This is a genomic window from Streptomyces rhizosphaerihabitans (assembly GCF_025399795.1).
Lineage (GTDB): Bacteria > Actinomycetota > Actinomycetes > Streptomycetales > Streptomycetaceae > Streptomyces > Streptomyces rhizosphaerihabitans.
In genome coordinates this window covers 204,559-228,483 of sequence record NZ_JAODTZ010000001.1, presented here as the reverse complement: position 1 = coordinate 228,483, position 23,925 = coordinate 204,559, and the positions used below count along the sequence as shown (strand labels likewise).

Annotated in this window: 36 protein-coding genes; 19 read left to right on the top strand and 17 right to left on the bottom strand. The window is 69.4% G+C overall.

Translation table 11 applies throughout. The features are described 5' to 3' along the window. Positions 1–4 precede the first annotated feature (4 nt). From N4G66_RS01035 to N4G66_RS00950, 18 genes are all read left to right on the top strand, one after another. A complete protein-coding gene (locus N4G66_RS01035; RefSeq protein WP_261701950.1) occupies positions 5–298 on the top strand; it encodes a hypothetical protein in 294 nt (97 codons plus the stop codon). A 49-nt stretch (positions 299–347) separates the two neighbouring features. Beyond that, on the top strand, positions 348–857 hold the full coding sequence (locus N4G66_RS01030) for a hypothetical protein (RefSeq protein ID WP_261701949.1): 510 nt from the start codon (positions 348–350) through the stop codon (positions 855–857). Then, positions 854–1,033, top strand: a complete 180-nt coding sequence (locus N4G66_RS01025; protein WP_261701948.1) for a hypothetical protein — start codon at positions 854–856, stop codon at positions 1,031–1,033. Before N4G66_RS01030 ends, N4G66_RS01025 begins: the two co-directional genes overlap by 4 nt. A gap of 23 nt (positions 1,034–1,056) precedes the next feature. Next, on the top strand, positions 1,057–1,524 hold the full coding sequence (locus N4G66_RS01020; protein ID WP_261701947.1) for a hypothetical protein: 468 nt from the start codon (positions 1,057–1,059) through the stop codon (positions 1,522–1,524). A 90-nt stretch (positions 1,525–1,614) separates the two neighbouring features. Beyond that, positions 1,615–2,076 carry a hypothetical protein gene (locus N4G66_RS01015; RefSeq protein ID WP_261701946.1) on the top strand — a complete coding sequence of 154 codons (462 nt, stop codon included), beginning with the start codon at positions 1,615–1,617 and terminating at the stop codon, positions 2,074–2,076. A gap of 251 nt (positions 2,077–2,327) precedes the next feature. Beyond that, the gene (locus N4G66_RS01010; RefSeq protein WP_261701945.1) at positions 2,328–2,456 is read left to right on the top strand and encodes a hypothetical protein; all 129 of its coding nucleotides are present in this window, start codon (positions 2,328–2,330) and stop codon (positions 2,454–2,456) included. Positions 2,457–2,487: 31 nt separating this feature from the next. Then, entirely contained in the window at positions 2,488–2,835 is a 348-nt protein-coding gene (locus N4G66_RS01005; protein ID WP_261701944.1) for a hypothetical protein, read from the top strand. 80 nt (positions 2,836–2,915) lie between these two features. Then, entirely contained in the window at positions 2,916–3,287 is a 372-nt protein-coding gene (locus N4G66_RS01000; RefSeq protein ID WP_261701943.1) for a hypothetical protein, read from the top strand. Between the two features lie 52 nt (positions 3,288–3,339). After that, entirely contained in the window at positions 3,340–3,729 is a 390-nt protein-coding gene (locus N4G66_RS00995; RefSeq protein WP_261701942.1) for a hypothetical protein, read from the top strand. A gap of 45 nt (positions 3,730–3,774) precedes the next feature. Next, the gene (locus tag N4G66_RS00990) at positions 3,775–4,089 is read left to right on the top strand and encodes a hypothetical protein (RefSeq protein ID WP_261701941.1); all 315 of its coding nucleotides are present in this window, start codon (positions 3,775–3,777) and stop codon (positions 4,087–4,089) included. A 103-nt stretch (positions 4,090–4,192) separates the two neighbouring features. Further along, complete coding sequence (locus N4G66_RS00985; RefSeq protein ID WP_261701940.1) at positions 4,193–4,489, top strand: hypothetical protein; 297 nt, start codon at positions 4,193–4,195, stop codon at positions 4,487–4,489. A 170-nt stretch (positions 4,490–4,659) separates the two neighbouring features. Next, positions 4,660–5,247: a hypothetical protein gene (locus N4G66_RS00980; protein WP_261701939.1), complete on the top strand. Its 588-nt coding sequence runs from the start codon at positions 4,660–4,662 to the stop codon at positions 5,245–5,247. A gap of 104 nt (positions 5,248–5,351) precedes the next feature. Next, positions 5,352–5,777: a hypothetical protein gene (locus N4G66_RS00975; protein WP_261701938.1), complete on the top strand. Its 426-nt coding sequence runs from the start codon at positions 5,352–5,354 to the stop codon at positions 5,775–5,777. 86 nt (positions 5,778–5,863) lie between these two features. Continuing rightward, positions 5,864–6,979 (top strand): N-6 DNA methylase, encoded by a 1,116-nt coding sequence (locus N4G66_RS00970; RefSeq protein WP_261701937.1) that lies wholly within the window; start codon positions 5,864–5,866, stop codon positions 6,977–6,979. 59 nt (positions 6,980–7,038) lie between these two features. Continuing rightward, positions 7,039–7,251, top strand: a complete 213-nt coding sequence (locus N4G66_RS00965; RefSeq protein WP_261701936.1) for a hypothetical protein — start codon at positions 7,039–7,041, stop codon at positions 7,249–7,251. 85 nt (positions 7,252–7,336) lie between these two features. Next, positions 7,337–7,528, top strand: coding sequence for a DUF4314 domain-containing protein (locus N4G66_RS00960; protein ID WP_261701935.1), 192 nt, complete (start codon positions 7,337–7,339; stop codon positions 7,526–7,528). Positions 7,529–7,594: 66 nt separating this feature from the next. Continuing rightward, positions 7,595–7,897 (top strand): hypothetical protein, encoded by a 303-nt coding sequence (locus N4G66_RS00955; protein WP_261701934.1) that lies wholly within the window; start codon positions 7,595–7,597, stop codon positions 7,895–7,897. Positions 7,898–7,948: 51 nt separating this feature from the next. Then, entirely contained in the window at positions 7,949–8,533 is a 585-nt protein-coding gene (locus tag N4G66_RS00950; RefSeq protein ID WP_261701933.1) for a hypothetical protein, read from the top strand. 129 nt (positions 8,534–8,662) lie between these two features. On the opposite strand, the gene N4G66_RS00945 is transcribed toward N4G66_RS00950, so the two are convergent. The 6 genes from N4G66_RS00945 to N4G66_RS00920 all read right to left on the bottom strand — a co-directional run bounded on the left by N4G66_RS00945 (position 8,663) and on the right by N4G66_RS00920 (position 16,624). Then, the gene (locus tag N4G66_RS00945) at positions 8,663–11,728 is read right to left on the bottom strand and encodes an N-6 DNA methylase (RefSeq protein WP_261701932.1); all 3,066 of its coding nucleotides are present in this window, start codon (positions 11,726–11,728) and stop codon (positions 8,663–8,665) included. Between the two features lie 573 nt (positions 11,729–12,301). Continuing rightward, positions 12,302–13,687 carry a tyrosine-type recombinase/integrase gene (locus N4G66_RS00940; protein WP_261701931.1) on the bottom strand — a complete coding sequence of 462 codons (1,386 nt, stop codon included), beginning with the start codon at positions 13,685–13,687 and terminating at the stop codon, positions 12,302–12,304. Between the two features lie 69 nt (positions 13,688–13,756). Beyond that, positions 13,757–13,957, bottom strand: coding sequence for a helix-turn-helix domain-containing protein (locus tag N4G66_RS00935; protein WP_261701930.1), 201 nt, complete (start codon positions 13,955–13,957; stop codon positions 13,757–13,759). A gap of 167 nt (positions 13,958–14,124) precedes the next feature. Then, positions 14,125–15,282 (bottom strand): DUF3631 domain-containing protein, encoded by a 1,158-nt coding sequence (locus N4G66_RS00930; RefSeq protein ID WP_261701929.1) that lies wholly within the window; start codon positions 15,280–15,282, stop codon positions 14,125–14,127. After that, entirely contained in the window at positions 15,279–15,713 is a 435-nt protein-coding gene (locus N4G66_RS00925; protein ID WP_261701928.1) for a hypothetical protein, read from the bottom strand. Before N4G66_RS00925 ends, N4G66_RS00930 begins: the two co-directional genes overlap by 4 nt. Beyond that, entirely contained in the window at positions 15,710–16,624 is a 915-nt protein-coding gene (locus N4G66_RS00920; RefSeq protein ID WP_261701927.1) for a bifunctional DNA primase/polymerase, read from the bottom strand. The genes N4G66_RS00925 and N4G66_RS00920 overlap by 4 nt, the downstream gene beginning before the upstream one ends. 204 nt (positions 16,625–16,828) lie before the next feature. On the opposite strand from N4G66_RS00920, the gene N4G66_RS00915 reads away from it, so the two are divergent. Further along, entirely contained in the window at positions 16,829–17,137 is a 309-nt protein-coding gene (locus N4G66_RS00915; RefSeq protein ID WP_261701926.1) for a hypothetical protein, read from the top strand. A 236-nt stretch (positions 17,138–17,373) separates the two neighbouring features. Here the strand turns inward: N4G66_RS00915 and N4G66_RS00910 are convergent, their stop codons facing one another. The 11 genes from N4G66_RS00910 to N4G66_RS00860 all read right to left on the bottom strand — a co-directional run bounded on the left by N4G66_RS00910 (position 17,374) and on the right by N4G66_RS00860 (position 23,710). After that, a complete protein-coding gene (locus N4G66_RS00910) occupies positions 17,374–17,847 on the bottom strand; it encodes a hypothetical protein (protein WP_261701925.1) in 474 nt (157 codons plus the stop codon). A 17-nt stretch (positions 17,848–17,864) separates the two neighbouring features. Continuing rightward, positions 17,865–18,059, bottom strand: a complete 195-nt coding sequence (locus N4G66_RS00905) for a hypothetical protein (protein ID WP_261701924.1) — start codon at positions 18,057–18,059, stop codon at positions 17,865–17,867. 18 nt (positions 18,060–18,077) lie between these two features. Continuing rightward, a complete protein-coding gene (locus tag N4G66_RS00900; RefSeq protein ID WP_261701923.1) occupies positions 18,078–18,329 on the bottom strand; it encodes a hypothetical protein in 252 nt (83 codons plus the stop codon). 141 nt (positions 18,330–18,470) lie between these two features. Continuing rightward, positions 18,471–20,696: a cell division protein FtsK gene (locus N4G66_RS00895; RefSeq protein WP_261701922.1), complete on the bottom strand. Its 2,226-nt coding sequence runs from the start codon at positions 20,694–20,696 to the stop codon at positions 18,471–18,473. A gap of 80 nt (positions 20,697–20,776) precedes the next feature. Beyond that, positions 20,777–21,118 carry an RRQRL motif-containing zinc-binding protein gene (locus N4G66_RS00890; RefSeq protein ID WP_261701921.1) on the bottom strand — a complete coding sequence of 114 codons (342 nt, stop codon included), beginning with the start codon at positions 21,116–21,118 and terminating at the stop codon, positions 20,777–20,779. Next, positions 21,115–21,732 carry a GGDEF domain-containing protein gene (locus tag N4G66_RS00885; RefSeq protein ID WP_261701920.1) on the bottom strand — a complete coding sequence of 206 codons (618 nt, stop codon included), beginning with the start codon at positions 21,730–21,732 and terminating at the stop codon, positions 21,115–21,117. The genes N4G66_RS00890 and N4G66_RS00885 overlap by 4 nt, the downstream gene beginning before the upstream one ends. Beyond that, positions 21,729–22,586, bottom strand: coding sequence for a protein spdB (locus N4G66_RS00880; protein ID WP_261701919.1), 858 nt, complete (start codon positions 22,584–22,586; stop codon positions 21,729–21,731). The genes N4G66_RS00885 and N4G66_RS00880 overlap by 4 nt, the downstream gene beginning before the upstream one ends. Further along, positions 22,586–22,927 carry a hypothetical protein gene (locus N4G66_RS00875; protein WP_261701918.1) on the bottom strand — a complete coding sequence of 114 codons (342 nt, stop codon included), beginning with the start codon at positions 22,925–22,927 and terminating at the stop codon, positions 22,586–22,588. The genes N4G66_RS00880 and N4G66_RS00875 overlap by 1 nt, the downstream gene beginning before the upstream one ends. Continuing rightward, positions 22,924–23,190 carry a DUF6284 family protein gene (locus N4G66_RS00870; protein WP_261701917.1) on the bottom strand — a complete coding sequence of 89 codons (267 nt, stop codon included), beginning with the start codon at positions 23,188–23,190 and terminating at the stop codon, positions 22,924–22,926. The genes N4G66_RS00875 and N4G66_RS00870 overlap by 4 nt, the downstream gene beginning before the upstream one ends. Before the next feature lie 90 nt (positions 23,191–23,280). Further along, positions 23,281–23,442 carry a hypothetical protein gene (locus N4G66_RS00865; protein ID WP_261701916.1) on the bottom strand — a complete coding sequence of 54 codons (162 nt, stop codon included), beginning with the start codon at positions 23,440–23,442 and terminating at the stop codon, positions 23,281–23,283. A gap of 88 nt (positions 23,443–23,530) precedes the next feature. Next, complete coding sequence (locus tag N4G66_RS00860) at positions 23,531–23,710, bottom strand: hypothetical protein (protein WP_261701915.1); 180 nt, start codon at positions 23,708–23,710, stop codon at positions 23,531–23,533. Positions 23,711–23,925: the final 215 nt, after the last annotated feature.

The following is a 23,925-nucleotide window of genomic DNA, read 5'->3' as shown; positions in this document are numbered from 1 at the left end:
CGCCGTGTGCATCGCCACCGTCAAGCCTGCCCAGGCCAAGTTCGACGGCATCGCCGGCGGGCGCCTGTGGTGCAACGGCGAGGTCATCGGTGCCCTCGACGACGTGGTCGAGGAGGAGTTGGCCGAGCCGAAGTTGCGCGCCTCCTGCGGCACCGAGGCCGGAGCCAAGGACCACACCCGTCACTGCGAACGCCCCTGCCCCTCCTGTCGCCAGGCCGTGCGCGAGATGGCTGCGCGCCGCAACACGGAGAAGGCCAAGGAGCCCAAGCAGCTCCAGCTGGATTTCACCACCACCTGACCGCCCCGCCCGCCCCCGCCCAGGGGCCCCGCCTCGTCTTGGAGAGACCATGCCCCATCCCACCACCGCTCGCCCGTTGCGCCAGGCCCTGCAGCCGATGATCGCTGGCGCCATCCTGGCCAGTACCTACCCGGGCTTGGCCGCCGACGGCATCGAGGTTGACCACCTCGGCATCGCCACCGGCGACGCCCCGCTCGGCCTGCGCGTGTTCCTGTACCACCCCGGCGGCGACGTGTACGAGCAGTGGGCCCGTGCGATCGATGTCACCGACTTCGGCACTCCTCGGCCCACCAGCCGTCCTGGCGAGCTGTCCCACACCATGACCGGCCGTATCGGCGCGACCCCTGTCGAGGTCACCTGCGTGAGCCTGCACGGCGAGTGGGTGTGGCGCACCAGCACCGGCAGCGGCGTCCACAAACGCGACCGCACCAAAGACGGGACAGCGGCTGCCTGCGGCGACCTGATCACCGGGGTCGCCGACCCCGCCCACTGGGAGACACCCGCACACCGCTGCCCCGGCTGCGCGAGCGCCGAGACCGCCCGGGTGGGCGTGCAGTGATCCGAACCAAGGGCCGTGCCTGCACCGGCAAGCGCCGCCACGACACCCGCGGGGAGGCCGCGGACCACCGCGACCGGCTGATCGCCAAAGGCGCCGTACGCCTGACCGCCTACCCGTGCCGCAACCGAGCCTGCGGCGGCTGGCACGTCGGCCACCTCCCCAAGCCCCGCACCTGACCGACAAACCTCTTGGAGACATCGTGAACCACATCACCGCCCTCACCGCCCGCCTGAGAGAACGCGCCGCCGGCTCGTGGCATGAAGAGGCCGCCGTATGGCTGCTCACCTCACACGGACGCTGGCTGCCCGAGCTGGAGCGCACCCGACTGATCCACAACGACGCCGAAGGCCGGTCCCGCATCGCCTGGCCGCTGGTGGCCTCCGCGTGCCTGTCCGCCGGCGACGGCCCGCTGATCGGTACCCCCTCGGAGTGGCAGGTCCTGCGCCTGTCCTGCGTCCTGACTGGACGTCACGTCCTGTCCCTGGCCAACCTCAGCTTGTTGGACGAGCCGGACAGACGCCGTGCCCTGCACGCGATGGCGTGGGCGTCCGGCGGCCGCGCATGGGCCGCGAGCCTGGCCCTGCTGCCGCCCGAGCACGACGCCCAGGTTCCCTCGGCCCCCGCCACACCCCAGCCGCAGGTCAGGCACCCCGCCGCGACCGACTGATCGCCCGCTGATCCAGGCCGCGCCCGCAGTGAGAACCCCCGCGGGCGCGGCCCGGCACCCATTCATCCTCTGGCAGAGAGCGGAGCCACCATGGATATTTCCCGTCGCGGCCAACTGGTTATGGCCGTCGTGCAGCACACCGTCAACTGCAACTACGACCGGGCCGTGCAGGTGTTGGGCGAGATAGCCGCAACCAGCACCCGCCGCCAGATGTATGGCGCGTGCTGCGCGCTCGCCGAAGCCGGCCGACAGATCCTTGTCCGCCTCTACGGCCACGCCAGCCCCGAGGGCCTGTGGGCACTGGCCGCACCCGACCCGGACGACGACTGCGCCCAGCACCCGGCGCACCTCTTCTCCCTACGGTTCATCGCCGCCTTCGCCAACCGCGACATGCCGACCTGTGAGGCCCTGTACCTCGCGGCGGCCAACGCCAGCGGCGAGGACTACTTCCACTCCCTGACCGCGCTGATCGGCGACGTCGGCCACCTGGCCCGCGTCGCGCTGGAGGAGTTGGCCGCCGACAGCGAGCAGCCCGCTCCGCACCCGCGCTGACCCCACCCCAAGCCGGGCCGCGCCCACGGTGACCACCCCCGCGGGCGCGGCCCCACCAACCTTGAAGGAACGGTGGCCCGGGCACGCACCGAAGGGCCCACGACGCGGTTCCTTGGCCGGAGCGAGGCACTCCCATACAAGCCGCTGACCTGGATAAACGTGAAAATTATTCTTGCCGCACCCGACGAATGCGGCTAAAATAAGAGGACGGGGCGGGGGAGATTCCCGGCCTATCGCCAAGGAGGAATGTCATGGAGAGCGGGAATGAAGACGGGGTCCGCACGGGCGAGGCGGCCGACGGCGAGTTCGAGAACTCGCCGTTCGGCAAGTGGCTGGCCGCCAGGGCTGCCGACGGAATTCGCGGCACGGTCGGCCGCTAGTGCGGCCGGCGGTCGGACTAGCGGCCGAAATATGCCACAACTCTCAAACGATCCGCTGCGCTCGGATGCCCTCGACGACGACCTCTTGGAGAGGCCCATGAACCACCTGCTGGTCCAGTTCGACGCCTGTCTCGGCGAAGACGAAGACAGCATCACCCGCACTATCGGCGACAGCCTCTACATCCGCTATGCCAACGACCCGGCCGTCCTGAAGATCACCTGTCAGTGGCAGGAGGTCGGCGAGGCCAAGGTCACGTTCCAGTACATCCACCCCGATCACGGCCCGATCGACACGGCGAGCTTCACCCAGACCAGAGCTCGGAACTTCGCGGCTGCCCTGAAGCAGATGGAGGCGTACCGGGATATCTGGTTCGTCTGACCCCGCCTCACCGGCCGCCCACCCTCCCAGGTGGGCGGCCGGTTCTGTCCCCGTACGACCACGGCCTCTTGGAGGAAGCCATGCACAGCACCGGTTCCACCGACGCGCTTGCCGCGCCGTACACGCTCGCCACCGGCCATGTCGTCGAATGCCTTGCCGACGTCCTCGAAGGCCCGCACCTGCAGGTCCTGCTCGCCGAGCGTTTCGGCCTCACTGCCGACGCCGCCGGCCAGGCCGCGATCACCGTTAGCCAGGTCCTGACCGTCACCTGGCATGTGGAGGGCCACGGCCAGGACTTCCGCACGTGGATCGGCTGCATGCCCGATGTGCTCCTGAAGTGCTTCGTGGAGATGGCTGCCCGCTCCGAGCGGGACGAGTTCTTCACTGGCCACGCGGTGCACATCGGCCGCCAGGTGTTCACCGAACTCGCCCTACGGCTCCGCCCGTTCTGACCTGTCCCGGGGTCGCCGCGGTGGCGGCCCCTTCACCGACTGGGAGATAACCATGAGCAAGACCGTTCGCGGTGTCCGCATCGACGTCGACGGCACCCTCACCGACGTGCAACTGCCCATCGACGATGGCCTGGCGGAGGTGCTGCGTAAGCACGTCGACGGATGGCTTGAGATCGCTCACTACGCCCGCCCCGACGGCACGCGCCGCCTGGCGGTGGCCTTGGACGCCGGAGGCGCGCTCACCAAGCCGGAGAACTTGTACGCGACCTCGCTGATCAACGGCATCTACCTCAAGCAGTTGCCGTACTGCCTGTACGGGACGGTCGTCCTGCTGGGGGCGCTGGACGACTCCCGTCACCACACCGACGTTCCCGAGTCGCTGCACGAGGTCCTGCCGAAGATCATGGACGCCCTCAAGTCCCGCTACGGCAGCTCTAACTGATCGCCCGCCGCGACCGGCACCCACCTCGACCTCACGGAGAACAATGTGACCACCTCGACCCTTATGCCCCTTCCCCCCTACCCCGGGCTGCGGATAGGCGACGTCGTAGACCGCCATAGCGCCACCGGCGGCGACGTCCGCAACGCCGTGGCCCTCGTCAACAAGGCCCTCGACGCGGCCTTTGAGGCCGACGAGGACTTCGTCCGGATCAACCGGGCGCGCGGCCTCAATCGGGAGCAGTTCACGCAGGTCGTCTGCCACTGCTTCTACAACACGCTCTTCGAGACCGCACTCATCGCCAAGAGCCTGTGGCTCGTGGCCAACGACATGCACGTCTACACCGGCCAGATCGGCCGCTGACTCCCGCTGCCCGGATTCCCGCTGCCCGGGCAGCGCGCCAAGAAAGCATCCGGCTGCGCGCCCGCAGACCACGCGCAGCAACCCGAGAGGAACGCACCGCCCCATGGCCACCAGCTTCTACCAGCAGCCCGAACAACATCCGTACACGCCCTACGAAGTCGCGTGCGCTGCCCTTGAGTTCCTGGGGGATCAGTGGGGAGCCCTGCCGGGCCCCTGGGGGAGGACTGGTCACCTGCGCAGCGGTGACCACGTCCCGTTCACGGTAGGCGTCTGCGAGGCCGGACACCTCTACATCCGTAACGACGCCCAGGGCGATAGCGCCCACCTGCCCTTCGCCTCCACCGCCGACCTCGCTGCGGTCGGCCAGGCCATAGCCGAAGCCGTCGACGACCTGTACTGACCACCCCACTCCGGGACGCCGTGCCCGGCTCGGCCGCACCCTGGCCGCCGCCGGCCTGGACTGGAGTGACGCCTGTCAGGGCGGCCTCCAATGCCGCACCTATCCGCCGCAGACCCGCACATCAGATATGCCACAACCTTGATTTGATCATCGGCCTCTTGGAGTCCCCCGTGACCACCCTCGATCCGTCCAGCCGCAGCTGGATAGTCGTCTTCAACGAAGGGCCATACGCGATGCGCATCGTCGCCGTCGAGCCCGCACCCCAAGATCCCGGCGCCTTTGCCGGGCTGCACAGCGACCTGTACGTGGCCTGCCTGTCCTCCTACCAAGTCGAGGCCACCACCACCGAAGGGGCCCGGCGCTGCGCCCGGCAGCTGCACGACGTCGAGCGCATCCGCATCGTCTGCGCCCACCAGCGTGCCTGCCGTGCCCAGCGCCTCAGCGCCCCCGCCGTCAGACGCGTCGACCAGGTCATCGCCGTTGCCACAGAGGTACTCACCGGCGCCGCTCAGGACCTGGACCTGACCGGCCGGGGCATCCGGTACGCCGACGCCATGGCCACGTCCGCGCTGCGAGCCGGATACCAGCACCGGCCCTGGCGGCAGCGCGAGCTGACGTTCGAGCAGTACGTCGGCCAGCTCACTCTCACCACCGCGGCGACTCTCTTCCGCTACGCCGCGCTGGCAGCCGCCGGCCGCAACGACGAAGCCGTGGCACTGCTCGTCAACGCGCTCGCCGCCACCAGCTCCGACCTCTGACCCCCCGCCCCTGCCACCCACCGGGCCGGGCCCCGTACCGCGGGCGCCCGGCCCCTTCCACGCCGACAACCGCCACGCCAGCAGCACACCCGAAGGAGCCCACCGTGCCCGACACCGACCAGCCGCAGCCGCTCGCCGACGCCGAAGACCCCCTGATCGACGCCTGGGTCCACATCGACACGCTCGGCCCCTACGAGGCCAAGATCGACCCCACGAAACGGTGGAAGGGCTTGGTCTGCCCGCGTTTCACCCTCAACACCGTCCGCAAGATCGCCGCACGCACGCAGGAGCAGGCCGACAACGCCAACTACGAGAGCGTCGAGACCATCCACGTCATCGACGGCGGCACCGACCGCGAGGGCAACCCTCGCGCGGTCGTCCTCCACGTCCGCTGGCACTACGTCGAGGACGAGGTAGAGGCCCAGTACGCCACCTTGGTCATGCAGCCCGACGATGAGGGCCTGTACAGCATCGGCGGCGACGAGTGGAACTGGTACGAGGCCGCCCCCAACACCGACAACCGCACCTGACCCCCTCTCAAGCGCCCCGCCGCCCGGGCCGGATTCCCGGCCCGGGCGGCGGGGCGCCGTCACGCCCACACCCGAAGGAGCAACCCATGGACCAGCTCGACCTGTTCGCCCCCGAGGAGACCCCCGTCTCGGCGACGTTCGCCGCCCGCCCCAAGCCGACCCGCACCGTCACCGCCTCACCAGCACCTCACGCGGCGCCCGTGCCCGCCCCCCGGCCGTTCGCAGCGGCCGACGACCAGCCCGACGGCCTGTTCGCCGGCCCTCGCCCGGAGCTGCCCTCCGTGCACACGCCCATCCCCGCGCAGCGCCGCATAGCGCCGCTGCTGATTGGCAACCCGCGTGACGCCGGGCAGCGACTGGGCGAGGCCGTTGCCGAGACCTGGCACGCCTCCAACTGGGGTGGCTACCGCATGGACATCCCCGTCAGCATCGTCGCCGCCCTGGCCCTGTTCCCCATCAAGGGCCACACCCAGGACGTCACCCGCATCATCAGCAACGCGACCGACTGGGAGATGCTGCAGGGCTACCGCGAGGTCTACGCGCACACCTGGGCCCACCGCCCCGACCTGGGTGCCCGCATGGCCCCGCTCATGGGCTGGCTCACCGAGGACGGTGTGGAGGAGAAGGCGTACGCGGTACGCCGGGTGACCGAGACGGCGCTGCGCTACGGCATCCTGCAGCTGACCGGAGACCCCGACCCGTGGTGCCGCTCCGACACCGACGTGGTGTCGTGGACGATCACCTCGCTGCGCTCGCACGGTGCCCGCCAGGGCATGGGCGAGTACCACACACCGCCCGAGGTGTGCGACATGATGGCCGCGATGACCTGCCTGGAACCGCCAGAGAAGGGCGCACGGTTCCACGAGCCCGCCGGAGGAACAGGCGGCATGTTCCGCGCCCTCGCCCAGCACCTGCGCCACATGGGCCTCGACCCGGCCGGCTACGAGTGGGCGCTGAACGAACTCGACCCGCTCGCGGCGGCCGGCGCGGCCGTCAACGCAATCGTGTGGGGCCTGGGCCCCAACGTGGTGATCGCCTGCGGCGACACCCTCGCCGACGGCGGCCTGTCGGACCGGACCGCGCGGGAGCGCAAGCACCTGTTCGAGGAGCGCGACGAGATCCTCGCCCGCCTCGCGGTCGCGGAGGCGGCGCAGCAGGCGATGGCGCTCGCCGACCGGCTGATCGGCTCAAAGGCGTCCTGACCTGGGGTTTCGTCGAAAAAATTCTTGACCCCCCACTGATTGCCACTAGAATAAGAGGGATGGGCGGGGGGAAGCCCGGCCTGCATCCTGAGGAGAACCACATCAGCGAGCGGCCGACGAACTGCACCACGAAATGCCAGTGCGGCTGGACGCTGAAGCTGCGAGACGAGGGCGACACGGTAGTCGCCGAAGTCTGGGCCTTCGGCGCCAAGCTGAGCGAGACGTCGCTGAACGCGACCGGCACCGGCGAAGTCACCGTTCGCGCGGCCTGATCCCGCCGTGGACTACGGGCACTCCGCCGTCCACTCCATATGTGCCACACCACTGGATCGAATCAAGCCAAAGAAAGGTGCCCCCATGTACGAAGCCGGCCAGCGCGTCGCCCTCGACGCCACCACTGACCCCCACACCGAACTCCGCCCCGGAGACGAAGGCACCATCCGCCGCTACCACCCCGCCCTCAACCAGATCGACATCCACTGGGACAGCGGCTCCCGCCTCTCGATGCTCCTCGACGAGGGCGACAGCGTCCGCCTTCTGCCCGCCTGACCCACCGGCCCCGCCCACCAGGGCGGGGCCTTCGCGCAGCACCATCCGACCTCTTGGAGAAACCCCATGCAGCCCGCAACCCCCTCCCTCGACCTTCAACTCGACCTCACGGCCCTCGAATCCGCCGCCCGCAAGTGGGCCACCCGCGCCCGCGCCCTCACCAACCACGCCGTCTGCGACGACCAGGAGAAAGCCCTCGGCGTCGCCGCCTTCTCGCTCGACTCCGCCGCCCACTTCCTCGACCGAGGCGAGACCGACGCAGCCCGCGACGCACTGCGCGCCGCCTGCAGCTACGCCGGCTGCGAGGAAGCCGGCGCCCCCCAGCTCGCAGAAGCCACCCGCGCCCTCCTGGCCAGCCTCCCGGCCTGACCCGCACACCAGAGGCCCCAACCAGCACCAACCGACCTCTTGGAGAACCCAGTGCAGCTCGCACCCTCAGCCCTCCACGCCACCGCCGAAACCCTCGGCGGCTATCTCGGCTGGACACTCAACGAACTCATCAGCGACGACATCATCAGCCTCGACGGCCCCCAGGACCGCCAGATCGGAATGCGCCTCCTTGGCAACGGCAGCAACATCCAACTGTGGGCTACCGGCGGTACCGAGCCCGCCGACCACGAGCCCACCGAAGGTGCCACCCCCCTGCCGCGCGGCCACCGCTGGCACACCTGGATCGATATCGGCCGCCTCGAAGCCGACAAAGACCCCGCGACTCTCCTCTACAACACCATCACCGACCGCCTACTGCCTGCCTTCGACACCAAGCCCCTCTACGTCGGCCACCGGCCATGGGAAGGGGCCTTCGACAGCGCGCTGTCCGAAGTGCTGAACGAGTCTGCCCTTCCCCCTGAGGCCGCGCCCGAGCCGCAGGCCGCCACCGACCCTGCCGTCAAAGTCATCCCGATGCGGACCCGCCGCGCCAAGGCCGACACCCCGTCTGCCAGCGCCGAGCCCGAACCGCGCCCCGCCCGCAAGCGCACCCCCGCCAAGCCCACAACCTGCTGACCCCGCTACCGTCCACAGCCGAGACTCCAAGAACGCCAGCGGCCCTGGCCTCGGCTTGCCGCCGCGTCCGCGGGGGCGGACTTCGTGACGCACGCGTCCGAAGGCTGACCTTGCTGCCCGGTCCGCCTGCTACTCCAGCAGCAGGCGGACCATCAGGTCGAGTTCTTCGGCGTCCGGGGAGTCCACGATGACCGAGCGGATGACCTGGCGCAGCTTGACGAAGTTTTTGGACTCGTCCAGTTCTAGGGCCGCGATGCGCTGGGCTTCTGCCGTACCGATTTCGGCGAGACGCTGGTGAGTTGCGTGGGTCGGGTTGAACTGCGGGATGGGGAGCTGCCATACGGCCTTGTCGATGTGCCGCTCGTCCTTGCCGTACGACATCAGGGGGCGGACTACCTCGGTCAGGGCCGGGGCGTTGAGGATGGCGCAGAGGTACATGCCCTCCTCGCGTGTTGCCACCGTGCCCCAGTACAGAGTGTGGTCGATGACAGAGCTCGAATCGTCCACGAGCGCCGCTGCAACGTGCATTCCCGCCTTGCCGTACACCACGCGCAACGGTGTGCCGGGAAGCTGCATGGACATCTTCCGGCGGAACTCAAGCTGGTCAAGGAGCGTCAACCGCTCACTGCTCCGATGCCCCATCCACAGCTCCTCTGCCTCGCGCCACCACTTCGCGACATCCGGATACCGGTCTAGGTGGTCGTGCTCGCCGTGGAGCAGTGTCGTACTGCCCTCGATGGGCAGAACTGCCTTGCGCGGAGCGAGGAGCCGGTACGGCAGCACGCTCTCCCCGAGCAGTACCGGCCGGACGAACTGAGCCTCCACCACGCCTTCCAGGTCCGGAAGGTCCTTCCACGGTGTCTTCTCGGTACTGCTGCGCTCCGACCGTACGCGGACCCGCCCGCCGCCGAGCCCCAGGGGCCCGGCTTCCTGCTGCTGCACGAAGAAAAGAACGCGCGGCACGATCGTCGCGCCCTGCCAGAACCGTGTCCTGTATGGCGACGAGATGAGATCCTCCCCCACGTACCTCAGCTCTGCTGCCTCCTGCGTAATCCACCCCCGCACGTTCGCCCAGTCATGAGCCGTCGCCGGGATCTTCCCGGTCCACCGCTGGGTCGTCTTCGGCAAGGGAACTGGGGCGTTGCCGAGGGCGGCGCCGCCGACCGCTGCCGAGATCCGATGCCCAAAGATCACCGCGCTGCCGCGCGGGAAGAAGTGCGGCCGTAGCCGCCGCAGATCCCACGAACCCGTGAACTCGACCCGCACTGGCTCGTTGGGGTCCGGATAGTCGCCCGCCCGGAATCCCTTCCAGTACGGCCGGTCCAGGACCGGGTTCGGCACCACGAAGGCGAAGGTGCCGCCCACGGTGAGGTACTGCTGCACGGCCCTAGCGATGAACAGGCCGGACAGGTCCTGGTGGGTTGCCACCTCGTCACCCCGCCACAGATTCCGGGACTGACTCATCGCCTTGAAAAGGTCCTGCATGTCACCGGGCATGTGGCGGTACGACAGCCATGGAGGGTTGCCGATCAGGACGTCTACGCGGTGCTCCGCCATCGACAGCCACATCGGGCGGGCGAGGTTGCGGACGTAGTACGACCAGATGTGGTTGCGCCCCTCATCGACCAGCTCGCACAGGAGCTGGAAGGCTGCTGTGATCTGCTCCTGGTCGTCCGTGCCGTCGATGGCGAGCACGTTGAACAGGCTCGACAGCGACGGCCTGCTCCCTGCCTGGCGGTTGGGGTTCGCGGCACGGTCGGCGAGGTCGTTGACCAGGCGGTCGAAGCGCCCGGCATCCTTGAGTAGATGTTCCGAGAACCGCAGCTCCCGCTCGTAGAGCGTGTCGCCGGTGCCTGTGCGGATCACCAGGTGACCGTGGTCGAACAGGTCCGTCCGCTGCTGCCACTGGACGCTGTCGCCGAGGTAGACCGGGACCCTTATCTGACGGCGCTCCGGGGACCGCAGGCGGTCATTGCCGACGGCGAGCAGGTAGGTGACGCGGGCCAGGGACACAGCTACTGGGTGGAGGTCAATCCCGGCGACGTGGTCGCTGAGCTCGTCGAGGGCCTGCCCCAGCGGCCGCCCTTCCATCTCGGCGGCGCTCAGATAGCGGCGTACGGCGTGGAAGAGGAACGTACCGGAGCCGCAGGACGGGTCGAGGACCCGCTGGTTCAGCGGATCGGTCACGACGTCGGACACCATCTTCTCTGCGAGCCAGTCCGGCGTGTAGTACTCGCCTTGCTTCTTCCGCGTTTCGGGCGCGATCACGGATTCGTAGAGCACCTTGAGCACGTCGTGCTCGACACTTGCCCAGTCGAAGCGGGACAGCCGGCGGGCTGCCAGGCGGACGAAGTCCTCACCGTCCGGTACCTCGATCAGCCAGCCGAAGAAGTCGGATTCGACCACGCCATAGATCTGGGACTGCTCGAAGAGCTGGCCGAGCACGAGGGTGGCCGCGGGGATCTGCCGGACGTCGTAGCCCAGGACCGAGTGGGCGATGATCCCTGCGGTGTTGACGAGCAGCGTGTGCTCGATGAACAGCTCGTCGGTGTTCTCGAACTGGGCGCCCAGTGCGCTGCGCAGCAGGCGTGCCCACAGATCGCGCTTGAGCTTCACCGTGGGCAGGTCCTTGTGCTCTTCGTAGAGCGCCGCCAGCGTGGCGTAGTCGAGTTTGTGGGACACGCTTCCAGCGCCCAGGCGGCCCTCGATCACCTCGGGGGTCGGCTTGATGCCCTCAGAAGTCGCAAGGACGCCCTCAAGCCAAATCAGCAGATCGGTAGGTGCCGTACGCTGCTTGGCCTCGAAGCGGCTGACCAGGACCATTTTGTCGCTGGTTAGGCTGTAGGCACGCCAGTCGGCGCCGTCAGTGAGGATGCCGACGTACCGCTGGCCGACCTGGTCGGTGCGGGTGCGAACGTACCCTTCAAGCTGCTTTTCCGCGTCCTTGAGGATCTTGGCGCCGCGTAGATCTTTCTTGGTCTCGATGGCTGTGAAGCCGATCTCGATGTCAATGCGTCGGCCGTCACCAACCTGAGCCTCCAGGTCGACGCTTAGATCGTTCTCGTCGAGGTTCAGGTCGCCTTCGAGCAGCAGCTGCCGGACATCCGCCTGGAGGGTGGCCTCAGACCGCATGGGCTTGCGGTCGATGAGCCGGGCCAGCAGTTTTTCGAGGCTGGTCTGTGGTGCTGTGGTCATTCCACTCTCCCTGCCGAGGCCGCAAACGTCGGCGGATGACGCGCGGTGAACCGAGAAACAGCGCCATTCTGCCGTAGCGAGCTAGTCTCGCCGGTTATCGGGAGCCCCCTACGGCTACGTCGCCGCGCCGGAGCATCCTGTACAGATTGATCCCGCAGATAAGCCCGAGCCGCTAACCTGTGGGCAGCAGCCTGGACAGGGCGCGCGCAGACGGCCGGAGGCCCTACCCCAAGCGGGGTAGGGCCTCTTCACGTCGCAAGGTTGGTGCGTTGGAGGCCACTTCGCCGCCCGGCTCTGGTCTGGAGGCCCGCCCGACTGGGCCCGGCCAGCCCGACGACGGGGCCCTCCTGGGGCCAAGATGGGGCCGGAAGGACAGTGAAACCCCGTGAACGATCACCAAGCCCCGGACACCCCTATGCCATCTGACCTGCACAGACGGTGAAAACGGGGAACGTCGGGGAAGCCCGGGGCAACGCTCTGGCGATCTTGTAATGCGTAGGTCGTCGGTTCGAATCCGACAGGGGGCTCCCTTGTAAGCCCAGCTCGGACGTGGTCCGAGCTGGGCTTTTGCGTTCAGCGGACGCGACGGCGACGCGCGGCGCGGGCCGCGCGGCTGTCGGGGGTCTCAGTTGCGGTCTCAGTAGGGGCCTGCGGCGCGGGCAGGAAGGTGTCTCCCATGCGGCGCATGGCGTCCTTCGAGAGGTGGGACCGACCCTTCACATACCGCCGCGTCTGACTGATCTGGGTGTGCCGAAGGATCTCCATGATGGTGACCATGTCCACGCCCAGCTCGTTCAGGATCGTGCCGGCCGTGTGACGGCTGCCGTCGTAGAGCCGGCGGTCGTCGATACCGGCCTCGGCGAGCAGTTCTTTGAATTCCTCCCAGTCGGCCCGTGGGTCGAGCGGCCGTCCGTCGGGCCGCGTGAATACGGCGTCGTGCTCCTCCCACCCGTCGCCCGCGGCCTCGCGTAGCGCTTCCTGCCGCTCTTTGTGCTCGATCAAGTAGGGGATGAACGGCGGAGGGATCGGCACGGAATTGCGGCTCTTCTTCGTCTTGGGGCGGGTGAAGACGAGACCGCCGCCCTTTCGCTCGGGACAGGCACTCGCGTGACGGGTGCACGTCCTCGGACACGGGGCGGGACAACCGCGCTTGTAGCCCTTGTGCGTGGTGCAGTCCGGCGGGCAGGGCTCGAATCGGTGGAGGCGTTCGCCGCACGCGTGCGGGACCTTGCAGCCGTGGCGCCAGGTGAGGCGCTGCAATTGCCACTGTGGGTGGAACATTTCCCCTTCTAGGTCGACGTACGACCACCGGAAGCCGAGCACTTCCCCCTGCCGGAATCCCATTCCGACGCCGACGATCCAGCGCATCGAGGTGGGGCGTTCGGCCGCTGCTCGCAGGAAGGCTTTCGCCTCCTCGATCGTGAACGGGTTGGCCTCGGTCTCGTCGACCGTGGGCGGGTCCACGAGGGTGGCGACGTTCTCCGCGATGATCCGGCGCCGGTGGGCAATCTTCAGGGCCCGCGACAGGATGCGGTGGACTTTCAGCACGTGAGAGGGAGCGTGGCCGTCATCGAGCATCCCCCGGTACATCCGCTCCAGGTGCTCGGGGGCGAGCTTGTCGAGGCGGTGTTTGCCGACGCCCGGGATGATGTCGTTGCGGGTCTTCGACCAGTAGTCGTCGAGGGAACGCGGGCGGAGCTTGAGGCTCGCGATGTTGGTCAGGTAGTTCTCCATCCACGCGGCCACCGTGGGCGCGCGGCCGGCCTTCGGGGCGCGGCCCTTGTCGCGGAGCCTCTCCAATTCCTTGACTTTGCGCCGTACTTCGGGCTCGGTCTTGCCGCGACGATGTCGGCGGTCCGGACTTCCGTCGTCCTTGACGCCCATAGTCACGCGACCGTGCCACCAGCCGTCGCCGCCCAGGTAGATGGACGATTCCATGTTCTGTTTGCGGGGGCTCATGCGCTCCTCCATGCGCGAGGCGGCCCCGGACGTGGTCCGGGGCCGCCTCGGGTGGGCTGTCGATCAGGGTCAGTTGGGCGACGGTTCGAGGCTGTTCACGAACGCCTCCAGGTCGCTGCGCCGAATGCGCCGGGAGCGGCCTCGCTTCACGTACTTCAGGAGCCCTTCCGCCATCAGCTCGTAGACGGTGGAGCGGCCGAAGGACAGAACCTTGGCGGCCTCTTCGGGCTTGTAGAGCAGTTGATCGGTTGCCAGGCGCGTGCTGCTCATCGAGTCGTGTCTCCTCTGTGGGCTCGGGTCCCTCTCAGAAGTCCGCTACATCCGCTACACCGCTACATCGCAGGTCAGCGGCATGATTTTTGTAGCGGACGGGTCGGATGTAGCGGCTACGGCGGTTTCGGGGTGGGTTGCCGTAGCCGCTACATCGGTGGTTGCCGCTACAGATTCAGTTGCTCTGAGCTGGGATGTAGCGGTGTAGCGGATGTAGCGGACCCTGGCGGAGGGCAGTAGCGGGCCCATGCGTCTTCGAGGTCCTTGGCGAAGAACCCTTTGAGGACTCCGCCAGCGGTTCGGATGTTGCGGGAGACGACCGGATCCCCCTCGGCGGTGACGTAGTCGCCGAGCATCCTGGACAGTCGCCGGTTGTCGAGCGGCTTGCCGCTGAGGTCGGCCCACGGGGCGTCGTCGAGTGCGTTGAGGCGGTCGAGGATGGCGACGGTGGGCAGACGGTCGATGCCGATGAGGACGTGGTCACGCAGGTCTGTCAGGAGCCGGATCCCGATGCTGCCCTTGTCGTTGGCGCGGGAGGCGTTGACCAGGGTCACGCAGGCTTCTCGGGCCCGGTGCGGCCAGTCGCCCCCGGCCGCGTCCGCGACGGCGAGCAGGGGTTCCCACACGTCCGCCGGGCGGTCGGTGACGCCGTCTGGGAGAGCGGGGAAGGCACCAGCGACCTGCTTCTCCACGGACTCGGCCCATTTGGCGAGGCGGTCGCGGATTTGGTTGCCCTCGCGGACGTGGATGCGGGTGCGGAAGGGCTCCGCTTTCTCGTTCCTGGCCCGGCGGCGCATGCGGATGATGACGGAGCGGGTGAGGATCGTGTCGGGCAGGGATCCGAGTCCGGCGAGGGCGACGGCGCAGTACGAGGGGAAGCCCTGTACCTGCTGGTTGGAGCCGTCCCCGACGCACCGGTACATGACGCGTCCGCGTGCGTGGCCTGCGTTGATGAAGCCGCGTAGCTGCTCGTTGTCTCCGGCTTTCGGGCCGAAGATGGTGTCGATCTCGTCGAACAGGATCGTGGGCCGGCCGCCGTCGATGCCGGACACGGACCGGAACAGTGCTGCAGCGGATGCGTCCGCAGCGGCCATGGAGCGTGGCACGAGGGTCTCGACCACGTCCAGGGCTCGTGACTTCCCTGACCCCGGTTCGGGGGAGAGGAAGGCGAGGCGGGGGGTGGAGTCGAAGCAGTCGAGCAGGTGGGCGTGTGCGTCCCACAACGCGACCGCGACGTAGGCGGCCTCGTGGGGGAAGACGTTGAAGCGGCGGTGGAAGGCTTCCACCTCGTCGAGCAGCGCGGCCCCGTCGATGGTGTCGGTCATGCGGCGGCCCTCCCTTCGGTGAGTGCGGCGGGTGCTCCGGTGCAGAAGTGCTTGTGCGCGGCGTACTCGGCGACGAGCGCGGCCACGTCGGCGGCCCCCATCGCGGTGACGGCTTCACCGCACGAGCACGCGTACGCGGCGTACGGGGTGTCGCCGTGCCGCCTCGACCAGCGGGCCCCGTCCCGGTGGTGGCGGTAGATCGGCGGGGCGTAGATACGGATCCCGGGCCGCTCCGGCGCCGGGTCCTCACCGTCGCCGCGGCCCCCGGCTGTCGGGAAGCGGTCCGGGCGAGGAAGGACTGAAAGGACGCCCTGACGGGCGACGACCTTCGGCTCGCCCACGGCCGGACGGTCCACAGGCTGTGGAGCGGCGTGCGGGCCGTCCGGGGTGGTGGTGATGCTCTTCAGAGGGGGGTGCGGGCGGGTGCTCATGCTGTCGCCCGGCGGGTCTGGTTGTGGGTGATGGACCAGTCGAGGGCGCTGCGCAGGGTGGAGCGGCACTCGGCCGCGGACAGTCCGGCCGCCTCGCCCCCTGCCTGAAGAGCCTGCTCGACCACGTGCCGGGGGAGGTCGCCCCACGCGACGAACCGACCCAACGCGCGTGCGGCCCGGAACAACTTCGCCTCCCGCTCCCCGACTTGAGCCGAAGCCACCTTCTGCGTCTCGTCGGCGAGCGCTACATCCGCATATCGACAGGGTTGCCCTGCTGCGGCCATCGAAGGGCCCTGAGAGCGCTTGGGAGCCGGTTGCAGGATGCTTTGCAGCCACGAGGGCAGCGGGGTCAGCACGGATCCGCACAGGGCTTCGTAGGCTCCCGCCGGGGTGGTGCTGCCCGCGGCGACGACGTATCCGCCCCAGGCGCGGGTGTCGACCGACTCGGCAACGGTGCCTTGGGTGTTGGTCATCCGGACGTGGGGCGGGGTGGTGAAGTACAGGTGGGTTCCGCCGCTCGCGGTCCGCACCCGGTAGGTGTCGGGGACGGCGTGTCCGGCGCGCTCGCAGAGCGCCCGGAAGGTTGCCGCGCCGTCAGGCGCGTCCGAACTGCCCTTGTGCTCGGGCGTGTCCAGGTCGACGACCAGCAGCCCGGAAGGACCGGTGGCAATACCGACGTTGAACGGCGCCCGCGACCACGCGGCACGGATACGGTCCGGATCGGTCGTGGCCCGCTGCTCCCACTTCCGGTGACCTTCCGCGCACGGGCCCGTGCGGGTGCATGTCCGCTCTCCGTGCAGTGCCGGGAGCTTGGCGCCGGGGCGTAGGGGGAAGACGTGCCAGCCGCGTTCCGCGGCCGTCAGAGCTGCGGCGAGTAATGACCCTCGCCGACTGTCGGTCAGTTGCGTCATGCTGGATGTCTCCAGTTCCTTGATGAGTTGCTGGACAGCAAGGGCGGCCCCGGACTTTGGCGAGACGGGGGCCGCCCTTGGCGTAGCGGGGAGTCGCTGGTCGGAGGGGGTGGCGGCGGACTGCGGGTAGGTGTGGACGTAGGGTGCGGAGGCTGTAAAGATCACGCGGGCGTCTGCCCTGGATGCGGCACTCGGAGAGGACCCATGGCCATCTACCTCGCAGCACTCTTTGCCCTGTGGGCCCTGGTGGCCGCCGTCGGCGGCATCGCAGCGATCGCTTTTGGCTGGGTGCTTCCCAACATCCGGTCGGGTGTGAGGTACAAGCGCGCCTACGGCGTGGGAGCGCTGGCGGCCGCCGTCGGCATGTCCTTGATGGCAGCGGGCGAGATGGCGTCCAGCGATCTGATGCATTCGGCGGAACGAACAGTCGGCGTCCTCATCCTGGCTTTCAGCATCGGGCTGATCCGGGCGAGCAAGCGTCCCGCGGGCACAGACCTGGGAGCCCTGGGTTAGCGGCGTGGGCAGGGTCGTGCTGGGGAACGTGGTGTTCGGCTTTGCCTTTGCCGCGATAGGCACGCTCGGGTGGATGCTGCTCGCTCAGGCGCCAACCTGGGATCCGGCAGGCAGGGGCTTCGTGGGCATGTTCGTCTTCCTCACAGTTGCCAGGACGGCCTTGGACTCGTTGCGACGGTTCAGTCGGTAGGGGCCCCGAGGATCCGTGCGGATCGAGAGCGATGCGCTCGTCTCGGTCAGCCGTGGAAGTGGCTGCGCTTGATCACAGCCTTTCGGATGTTGACCGTGCTGCCCCTGCCACCGCTGATCGCGCGGGCGGGGGTGCGCAGGGCGAGGACGATGACCGCGAGCCACACGAGTGCTCCGCCGCTGATTCCAGCCGCAGCGCTGACGATCTCACCCACGCCGTAGCCGATGCCAGCCGCAAGCGCCCCGCCCCCGAGACCGGCCCCCAAGAAGCGCTGGGCGACGGGGTCCAGCAGGGGCAGCGGGGTCAGGTCGCGCGGCTCGGGGGCGAGGACCGGGGCGGGGGCGAGGTGCTTGGGCATGGGGACCATGCGCCCGTAGGCGTCGGGCACCCACACCACCGGGCCCCGTTCGGCGGCCAGTTCAACGGCGGCCGGGGTGGGCGCGTACAGGGTCAGTGATGCCGGGTCGTACACCGGCGCGGCCGTGAGGTCCGGCCGCAGGGCGGGGGCGTGTCCGTTCACGGTGCTGGTCTCCTTCTCTAGCGGTCCGTTCCGGCGAGGGCGCCGGTCACAGCGGTGACGAGTTGGTTGACGGTGTCGGCCGCGCCGGTGTCGGCGAGGTAGAAGCCGAAAAGCGCGGCGGCGACGGCCGCTCCGGCACCGAGCGCGCGGAAGCGCAGCAGCAGGGCAAGGACGGCGGCGAGCAGGAGCACGAGCGGGATGGTGAGGACCACGGATGCCTCCCGGTGGGGTCAGCGGGTGCCGGCGCGGTAGGTGCGCGCGGCGCGGTTGTAGATCCAGCGGCCGATGCGTATGCGCTTGCCGGTGGCGTGGCAGCGGCGGCAGTCCTTGCCGCGCTTGAGGCGTCCCTTGCGGTCGTTCTTGAAGGCGTGGCCCATGCCGTGGCACTTGCGGCAGTCGCCGAACGGGCTCAGCCAGCACTTGCCGCCGTAACCAAGCGTGACGACGAGCAGGCATGCGATAGCGAGGGCAAGAAGGCTCATCAGGGGCCTCTCGGAGGGGTTTTCGAGGGTTTCCGCAGGTGGGCCGCTATCTGCTAGCGACCTGATCAGGTGCGGTTTGGGTTGCTAGCAGGGTTGCTACCGGTAGCGACGTGTGCCGCTACCGGTAGCACCCTCCGAGACCTATCCGGCGTCCCTGTTTTGATTGCGCTGTGTAATCGCGGCGGCAATGTCGTCGCGCTTGATGCCGCGCTTGTTGACCTGTTCGCCGTCGATGCGCCGGCTGATCTGCCCGGTGCCGATCCCGAACGGCTTGAGTGCGGCCGTGAGGGCTTCCGCCTTGGGCTTGGCGTCCAACTCCGCCCACGGGCCGTAGGTCTCGGGGCGCAGGTCGGCGAGACGGTCCACGATCGTCTCGGACCACACCTTGGCCTCGCCCTTGCCGAGGACGGCGGCGACGTCGTCCAGGATCGTTGCGGACGTCTCCGGGGCCGGTGCCTCGCCGGCCGCGTCGCCGGACAGGGTTCCCTCGGCCTCGCGCAGGGCGGCGGCGCGGGTGAGGATGCGTTCGGCGTCGCGTCCGTCGGCGAGGTAGGTACGGACGATCCCGGAGTCGTCGGACATGCCCTTGAGCAGGCCGACACCCTTGTGGGACTTGAGGAGCTTGGACGCGTCCAGGCCCTCCGAGTAGGAGCCGGCGCCGAGGATGGTGTCGGAGACCTGGTAGGCGCCGACCCGCAGGGCGAACCGTGCCTGGTGCTGGTCACGCAGCTCTGACGGGCACGCCTTGTCGTCCGGCTTCTGCGTCGCCGTCATCACCGAGACACCGACCGCCGGGGCGACGCGGGCGAGGTAGACCATCAGGGACAGGATCTCTTTGCCGTGCTCGGGGTGGGTCAGGTACTCCTGCACCTCGTCCACCACGAACAGCGTGAGCGGCATGTTCAGCTTCCGGTCCCGGCTGATCTCCGGGGTCAGCTTGCCCTCCGGACAGATGTGCAGCGGCAGTTCGGAGAGCCGGTGGTACCGGTCCTCAACATCCGCCTTCAACTCCCGCAGCGAGGTCAGCAGATGCGCCACCGGGTCGATGCCGTTCTTCGGGACGATGCCGAACCCGATCCGGTGCGCGACCAGCGCGAACTTGCGCCAGTCCGGCGACGCCTTCCCGTCGAACACGTACAAGCGCACGTACGGGTCCAGCGCTGCGGCGAGCGCGATCGTGCGGGCGGAGAACGTCTTGCCCTGACGGGGTACGGCACCGACCAGCAGCGACAGCCACAGCATGGTGGCCATGACCGGGTTGCCCCGCTCGTCCACGCCCCAGGGGAACGGCTTCCAGAAGTCCACCCGAGTCGCGCCCAGCAGCGGCGACTTGCCGGACGGGACGGCGAGCGGGTCACGGTCGGCGATCCAGTACGACACCCGCCGGCCGCTCGTCTCGTCCTTGTCCAGGAAGAGCTGAGTCGGAGCGATGTCCATGCCGGACGCAAGCCGGGTGTGCGCGTTGAGGGCGTCCTCGAACGTCCTGCCGTACGGCAGGTCAACGACCACGCGCCACCCGTCCCCGTCCCGGCCGATCGGCCGCGGGAACGCGATGGACTGGTCTTTGCTGGTCAGCCTGGCGGCCTCATGCGCGCGGATGACGATGTCCGAGGACAGCTTGCGCTTGCGGAACGTCACCTTGGCCATGTCAATCAGCGGCCGATCCGCTGGCGCCCCGACCACACCAAGGGTGGTCGTCAGGGCGGCCACGGTCAGCAGGAGCAGCCACGACGGCGCCATGACGAACAGCGTCAGGGCGGCGGCGAGGCCGACGAACCCGGCGATCGTGGCCACGATCCCGCGCAGCCTCACGCGGTCGTTGCGCTGCCGGGACAGCTTCAGGTACTCGGCCGCGTCCTCGGCGGCCACGGCCGCCAGGCGCAGGGACTTGCCCTCGGCGTCGAACACCCACCGGCCGATCGCGGCCGACCAGCGCCACGCACCGCGCGGCGAGTACCAGAGCACCTTGGGCGTGTAGATACACGGCAGCCGCACCGCGTGATAGCCGACCACGGCCGAGTAGTGGCGAACAGCCCACTTGCGGACAGCCTTGCGCTGGTCGGGGAGCTTGACCCAGTCCGGCAGCACCGGGATACGGGCCTTGTCCCGCTCCTGCATCCACTCGGCCACCGAGGGCGGGTAGACCTCGCGCGGCGGGTCGACCGGCGTGCCCTCGGCCAGTCCTTCGGCCTCGGGATCGTCGGCGTCGGGGAGTTCGGCCTCCCACTCCCCCGGCTTGACCTCACCCTCACGGGGCGTGGCCGGGCCTGTCGTCGTCTTCAGCGGGAACGGCAGCACGGCGGCCGTCTGCGGTTCGCTGCTCTCCGGCTGGTCCGGAGACGGGGTGAACGTGGTTGTTTCCGTCACGATGTACGTACTCCTTCGGAGGCGTAAGGGTCCGGCCGGCTTGCTGTGGAAGGTGGACGGCCGGACCCGGTTCGAGTGGTTCAGGCAGCGCGCTGCTCTTCGGGATAGGCACAGGTCACGCACACACCGAGCGACGACGGGACGACGTATCCGGCATCACTCCGGCACTCGGAGCAGGTGCGGCGGGCGCGCATCATCGCGGCGTGCGCCCGCCACCGGCCCGCCGTCATCGGCCGCACCGGTTTGGCGAGGTCGACGCGGTACAGGTAGGCGACCAGTGGCGGACGACCCCGCCGCTGGGGGCGTTCGAGCTGGGCGGCGACGTCCTGCCCGCCGGGACGCAAGTCGCGGGCCCGCAGTTGACGGCGGGTGGCGTAGCCGTCCGGGGCGAGGTGCCACCGGAAGACGGGCAGCGTGCTCATGCCGCGCCGCGACGTCCGTGCCGGCGTCCGGCGACCGACCCGAGCAGCCACCCGATACGGGCACGGTGGGGACCGGAGCGGCCGGACCGTTTGGCCGCGTACATCGCCTCATCGGCGCGGCGCAGCAGGGTGGACAGGTCCTCGCCCGGGTGGTCGACGGACCGCACCCACCCCAGAGACACCGTGGTGTGGACATCGGGGGCGGTGTCGACGGGCCGGGCCAAGACGCGGGCGAGGGTGTGCAGCCTGTCCGCAGCCGTGCCGTCGTGGTCGACCAGGACGGCCGCGAACTCATCGCCCCCGAGCCGGCCCGCAACCCCGCCGGGAGCGGTGCCGTGGGCGAGGCGGGCCGCGACCGCCGTCAGCAGGGCGTCACCGGCCGCGTGTCCGTGGACGTCGTTGACGTGCTTGAAGTGGTCGACGTCCGCGAGGACCACGACCGCGTGCGGGTCGCTCAGCAGGCGGCGGGCCCGGCGGGTGAATGCGTCCCGTGTCCACAGTCCGGTGAGCGGGTCGCGGCGGGCGGTGGTCAGCCGTCCGTGCAGCCACCGGGCGTGGACCGCCCATCCGAGGACGGGCGGCAGGGCCGGTAAGAGGGCGGCGAGGGTGTTCATGCCGCCACCCGCTTCCACGCGGCCCGGAGACGGACCTCGGAGGCGGAGTGGCCGGCCGCGCGGAAGCGGGTCGCCATCTCGCGGTAGGACAGGGCCGGAACGCGGCTGGTGCGGATCTCCTCGACCACCGCGTCAAGCTCGGCGTCGGTGAGCGCCGGGCCCGATTCCAGCGCGGTCAGCGGCTCGGTCGGTCCCCAGACGGGGAGTTCCCAGCGGGGTGTGACGTCTGCTGTGACGCGGGTCGTCACGCTGGTCAGTGCCCTGCCCGTGTCCTCGCCGGACCGGGCCGCTTCCAGCGTCGACCACGCATCGGAGAGCCGTTTGGCGGTGTCGGCCTGGACGCGTGCGACGCGCGCGCCAGCCTGCGTCACGGCCGTGAGCCGGGTCTCCTCCGTCGTGGCTTCCGCCCGCAGCCGGGCACGGGCCACGGCCGCTTCGTCACGGGCTTCCTGCTGGATACCGCGGATCGCTCCGAGTGCCTTCGGGGTGAGTGCGGTCCGCTCCCACAACCCGTGCACCAGCCACAGCGCCTTCGCCGCCAGCGGCAGCCACGCCACCGCCAGCCACGCGCCCGTGTCCGCCTCGGCGGTCAACGCGTGGGCGACCAGGACACCGGTGGCGAGCAGCCCGAACGACCAGCCGACCGCCGTCACGGCATCGGAGTGGTCGCCCTGCGCGGCGAGGCGCCGTTCGTAGGCGAGGGTGGCCAGCCAGCCCCCGTCGATGCCCAGACCCACCACCAGCGCGACCGGCCACGGCATCGCCGAACCCAGCCACATCACGACCACGGCCAGAGTGAGCACCAGAGACACCGCCGTCACCGCAGCGGCGGGCAGAGCGGTCGGGCGGGCCATCACGCCACCACCGCGGGCATCCGAGCGCCGTCGGGCACCTGCGTGTAGCCGGTCAACTCGATGTCCGCCCCGCCGTACTCGGTCCGTGCGCTCAGCACGCCGGTGCGGTGGTCACACTGCACGTGGAAGTCGACCGCGTCCGGGGCGATACCGAGCGCCGCCCGCCACGCCTCGAACGCGGTGAACCCGCCCTGCGACTCGTGCACCGACAGCCTCAGCCGGTCCGGGTAGATCGCGCTCACGTCGACCACCGGGGCCGGCAGCTCGGGGAAGTCGACCGCCAGCAGCCGCAACGCCCGCAGCGGCGCCGCCAGGGCATCAAGGGTGAGGATCGTGCTCATGCCGCACCCCCCGCCAGGGACGTGCCGGCCGTGCGGTTGGTCAGCTTGGCCCGTTCGGCGAGCACCCGGGCCAGGGCCCGGCGGATTCGGCGGGTGTCGACGTCGTTCGGGGAGTGGTCCATGGCCGTGATCTGCGCGTCGACCAGGTCGACGTCCGCCAGGATCAGCGGCATCTCGGCTTCGATCGCGGACAGTTCCGCGTCGGTCGGTTCCATCCAGTCGGCGAATGCCGTGATGGCGTCCTGAACAGTAATCTCGTTCATTGGGTCGTGGTCTCCCTTGCAGGTGGTGCGGCCCGAAAGCGGCTCCGGTGTTCGAGCACCGGAGCCGCGCGCCGTTTCGTGGGGTGGGTGTCAGTTGCTCTTGCGGTTGATGTCGTGGCCGTAGGTGGCCTTCAGCTCCGCCGTGACGTCCTTGCACTGGCCGGACACGATGCGGTTGTAGACCTGCTGGCCCTTCTTGACGTTCTCCGGGGTGGTCAGGTCGGGCGACTGCTGCGACTTCTTGTCGAACATGCGGGACTCCTGACGTGTCGTTGGTGTGGACCCAGCCGTCAGCAGGGACCGAAGCGCTCCAGCCGAAACGGCGGTGCGGACATGCGGGTCAGCGACGGAACGCGAAGCGCACGATGGCGAGCGCGTCGTCGGTGCGGTCGGTGAGCCTGCCGGACTCCAGCTCCCCGGCACGGGCCTCCAGCCGGACCGCAGCCTCTTCGCGGCCGGCCTCACGCTGCACCTGGGCAGCGGCACGGTTCGCGGCGGTGGCCTTCTTCAAGCGATTCATGAACGAGCCTCCAAAATGGCGGATGAAGCCCGAGTTCGCGGCTCCCCGCACTCCCACCCGTACGACCGTCGCGGCGCGCGGGCCGGACGGGTGGGAGAGGCAGCCGGCCGCAGCGTCAACGCTGCGAAGCCAGGGAGAACAAGGACCGGGAAGCGTCTACTGACGTCCGCCGGCCGGTCCGTCTCGGCGGCGCCCTACGCTTTCGTTGACGCATC

Coding starts and splice junctions, on each gene's coding strand:
- N4G66_RS00915 (WP_261701926.1), top strand. CDS start 16,829: ATGGCCATCTACCTCGCAGCACTCTTTGCCCTGTGGGCCCTGGTGGCC.
- N4G66_RS00935 (WP_261701930.1), bottom strand. CDS start 13,957: ATGAGCAGCACGCGCCTGGCAACCGATCAACTGCTCTACAAGCCCGAA.
- N4G66_RS00875 (WP_261701918.1), bottom strand. CDS start 22,927: ATGAGCACGATCCTCACCCTTGATGCCCTGGCGGCGCCGCTGCGGGCG.
- N4G66_RS00940 (WP_261701931.1), bottom strand. CDS start 13,687: ATGAGCCCCCGCAAACAGAACATGGAATCGTCCATCTACCTGGGCGGC.
- N4G66_RS01000 (WP_261701943.1), top strand. CDS start 2,916: ATGCACAGCACCGGTTCCACCGACGCGCTTGCCGCGCCGTACACGCTC.
- N4G66_RS01015 (WP_261701946.1), top strand. CDS start 1,615: ATGGATATTTCCCGTCGCGGCCAACTGGTTATGGCCGTCGTGCAGCAC.
- N4G66_RS01010 (WP_261701945.1), top strand. CDS start 2,328: ATGGAGAGCGGGAATGAAGACGGGGTCCGCACGGGCGAGGCGGCCGAC.
- N4G66_RS00925 (WP_261701928.1), bottom strand. CDS start 15,713: ATGAGCACCCGCCCGCACCCCCCTCTGAAGAGCATCACCACCACCCCG.
- N4G66_RS00860 (WP_261701915.1), bottom strand. CDS start 23,710: ATGAATCGCTTGAAGAAGGCCACCGCCGCGAACCGTGCCGCTGCCCAG.
- N4G66_RS00985 (WP_261701940.1), top strand. CDS start 4,193: ATGGCCACCAGCTTCTACCAGCAGCCCGAACAACATCCGTACACGCCC.
- N4G66_RS00955 (WP_261701934.1), top strand. CDS start 7,595: ATGCAGCCCGCAACCCCCTCCCTCGACCTTCAACTCGACCTCACGGCC.
- N4G66_RS00965 (WP_261701936.1), top strand. CDS start 7,039: ATGGGCGGGGGGAAGCCCGGCCTGCATCCTGAGGAGAACCACATCAGC.
- N4G66_RS00870 (WP_261701917.1), bottom strand. CDS start 23,190: ATGAACGAGATTACTGTTCAGGACGCCATCACGGCATTCGCCGACTGG.
- N4G66_RS00920 (WP_261701927.1), bottom strand. CDS start 16,624: ATGACGCAACTGACCGACAGTCGGCGAGGGTCATTACTCGCCGCAGCT.
- N4G66_RS00890 (WP_261701921.1), bottom strand. CDS start 21,118: ATGAGCACGCTGCCCGTCTTCCGGTGGCACCTCGCCCCGGACGGCTAC.
- N4G66_RS01005 (WP_261701944.1), top strand. CDS start 2,488: ATGCCACAACTCTCAAACGATCCGCTGCGCTCGGATGCCCTCGACGAC.
- N4G66_RS00885 (WP_261701920.1), bottom strand. CDS start 21,732: ATGAACACCCTCGCCGCCCTCTTACCGGCCCTGCCGCCCGTCCTCGGA.
- N4G66_RS00995 (WP_261701942.1), top strand. CDS start 3,340: ATGAGCAAGACCGTTCGCGGTGTCCGCATCGACGTCGACGGCACCCTC.
- N4G66_RS00945 (WP_261701932.1), bottom strand. CDS start 11,728: ATGACCACAGCACCACAGACCAGCCTCGAAAAACTGCTGGCCCGGCTC.
- N4G66_RS00880 (WP_261701919.1), bottom strand. CDS start 22,586: ATGGCCCGCCCGACCGCTCTGCCCGCCGCTGCGGTGACGGCGGTGTCT.
- N4G66_RS00930 (WP_261701929.1), bottom strand. CDS start 15,282: ATGACCGACACCATCGACGGGGCCGCGCTGCTCGACGAGGTGGAAGCC.
- N4G66_RS00865 (WP_261701916.1), bottom strand. CDS start 23,442: ATGTTCGACAAGAAGTCGCAGCAGTCGCCCGACCTGACCACCCCGGAG.
- N4G66_RS00900 (WP_261701923.1), bottom strand. CDS start 18,329: ATGAGCCTTCTTGCCCTCGCTATCGCATGCCTGCTCGTCGTCACGCTT.
- N4G66_RS00960 (WP_261701935.1), top strand. CDS start 7,337: ATGTACGAAGCCGGCCAGCGCGTCGCCCTCGACGCCACCACTGACCCC.
- N4G66_RS01030 (WP_261701949.1), top strand. CDS start 348: ATGCCCCATCCCACCACCGCTCGCCCGTTGCGCCAGGCCCTGCAGCCG.
- N4G66_RS00970 (WP_261701937.1), top strand. CDS start 5,864: ATGGACCAGCTCGACCTGTTCGCCCCCGAGGAGACCCCCGTCTCGGCG.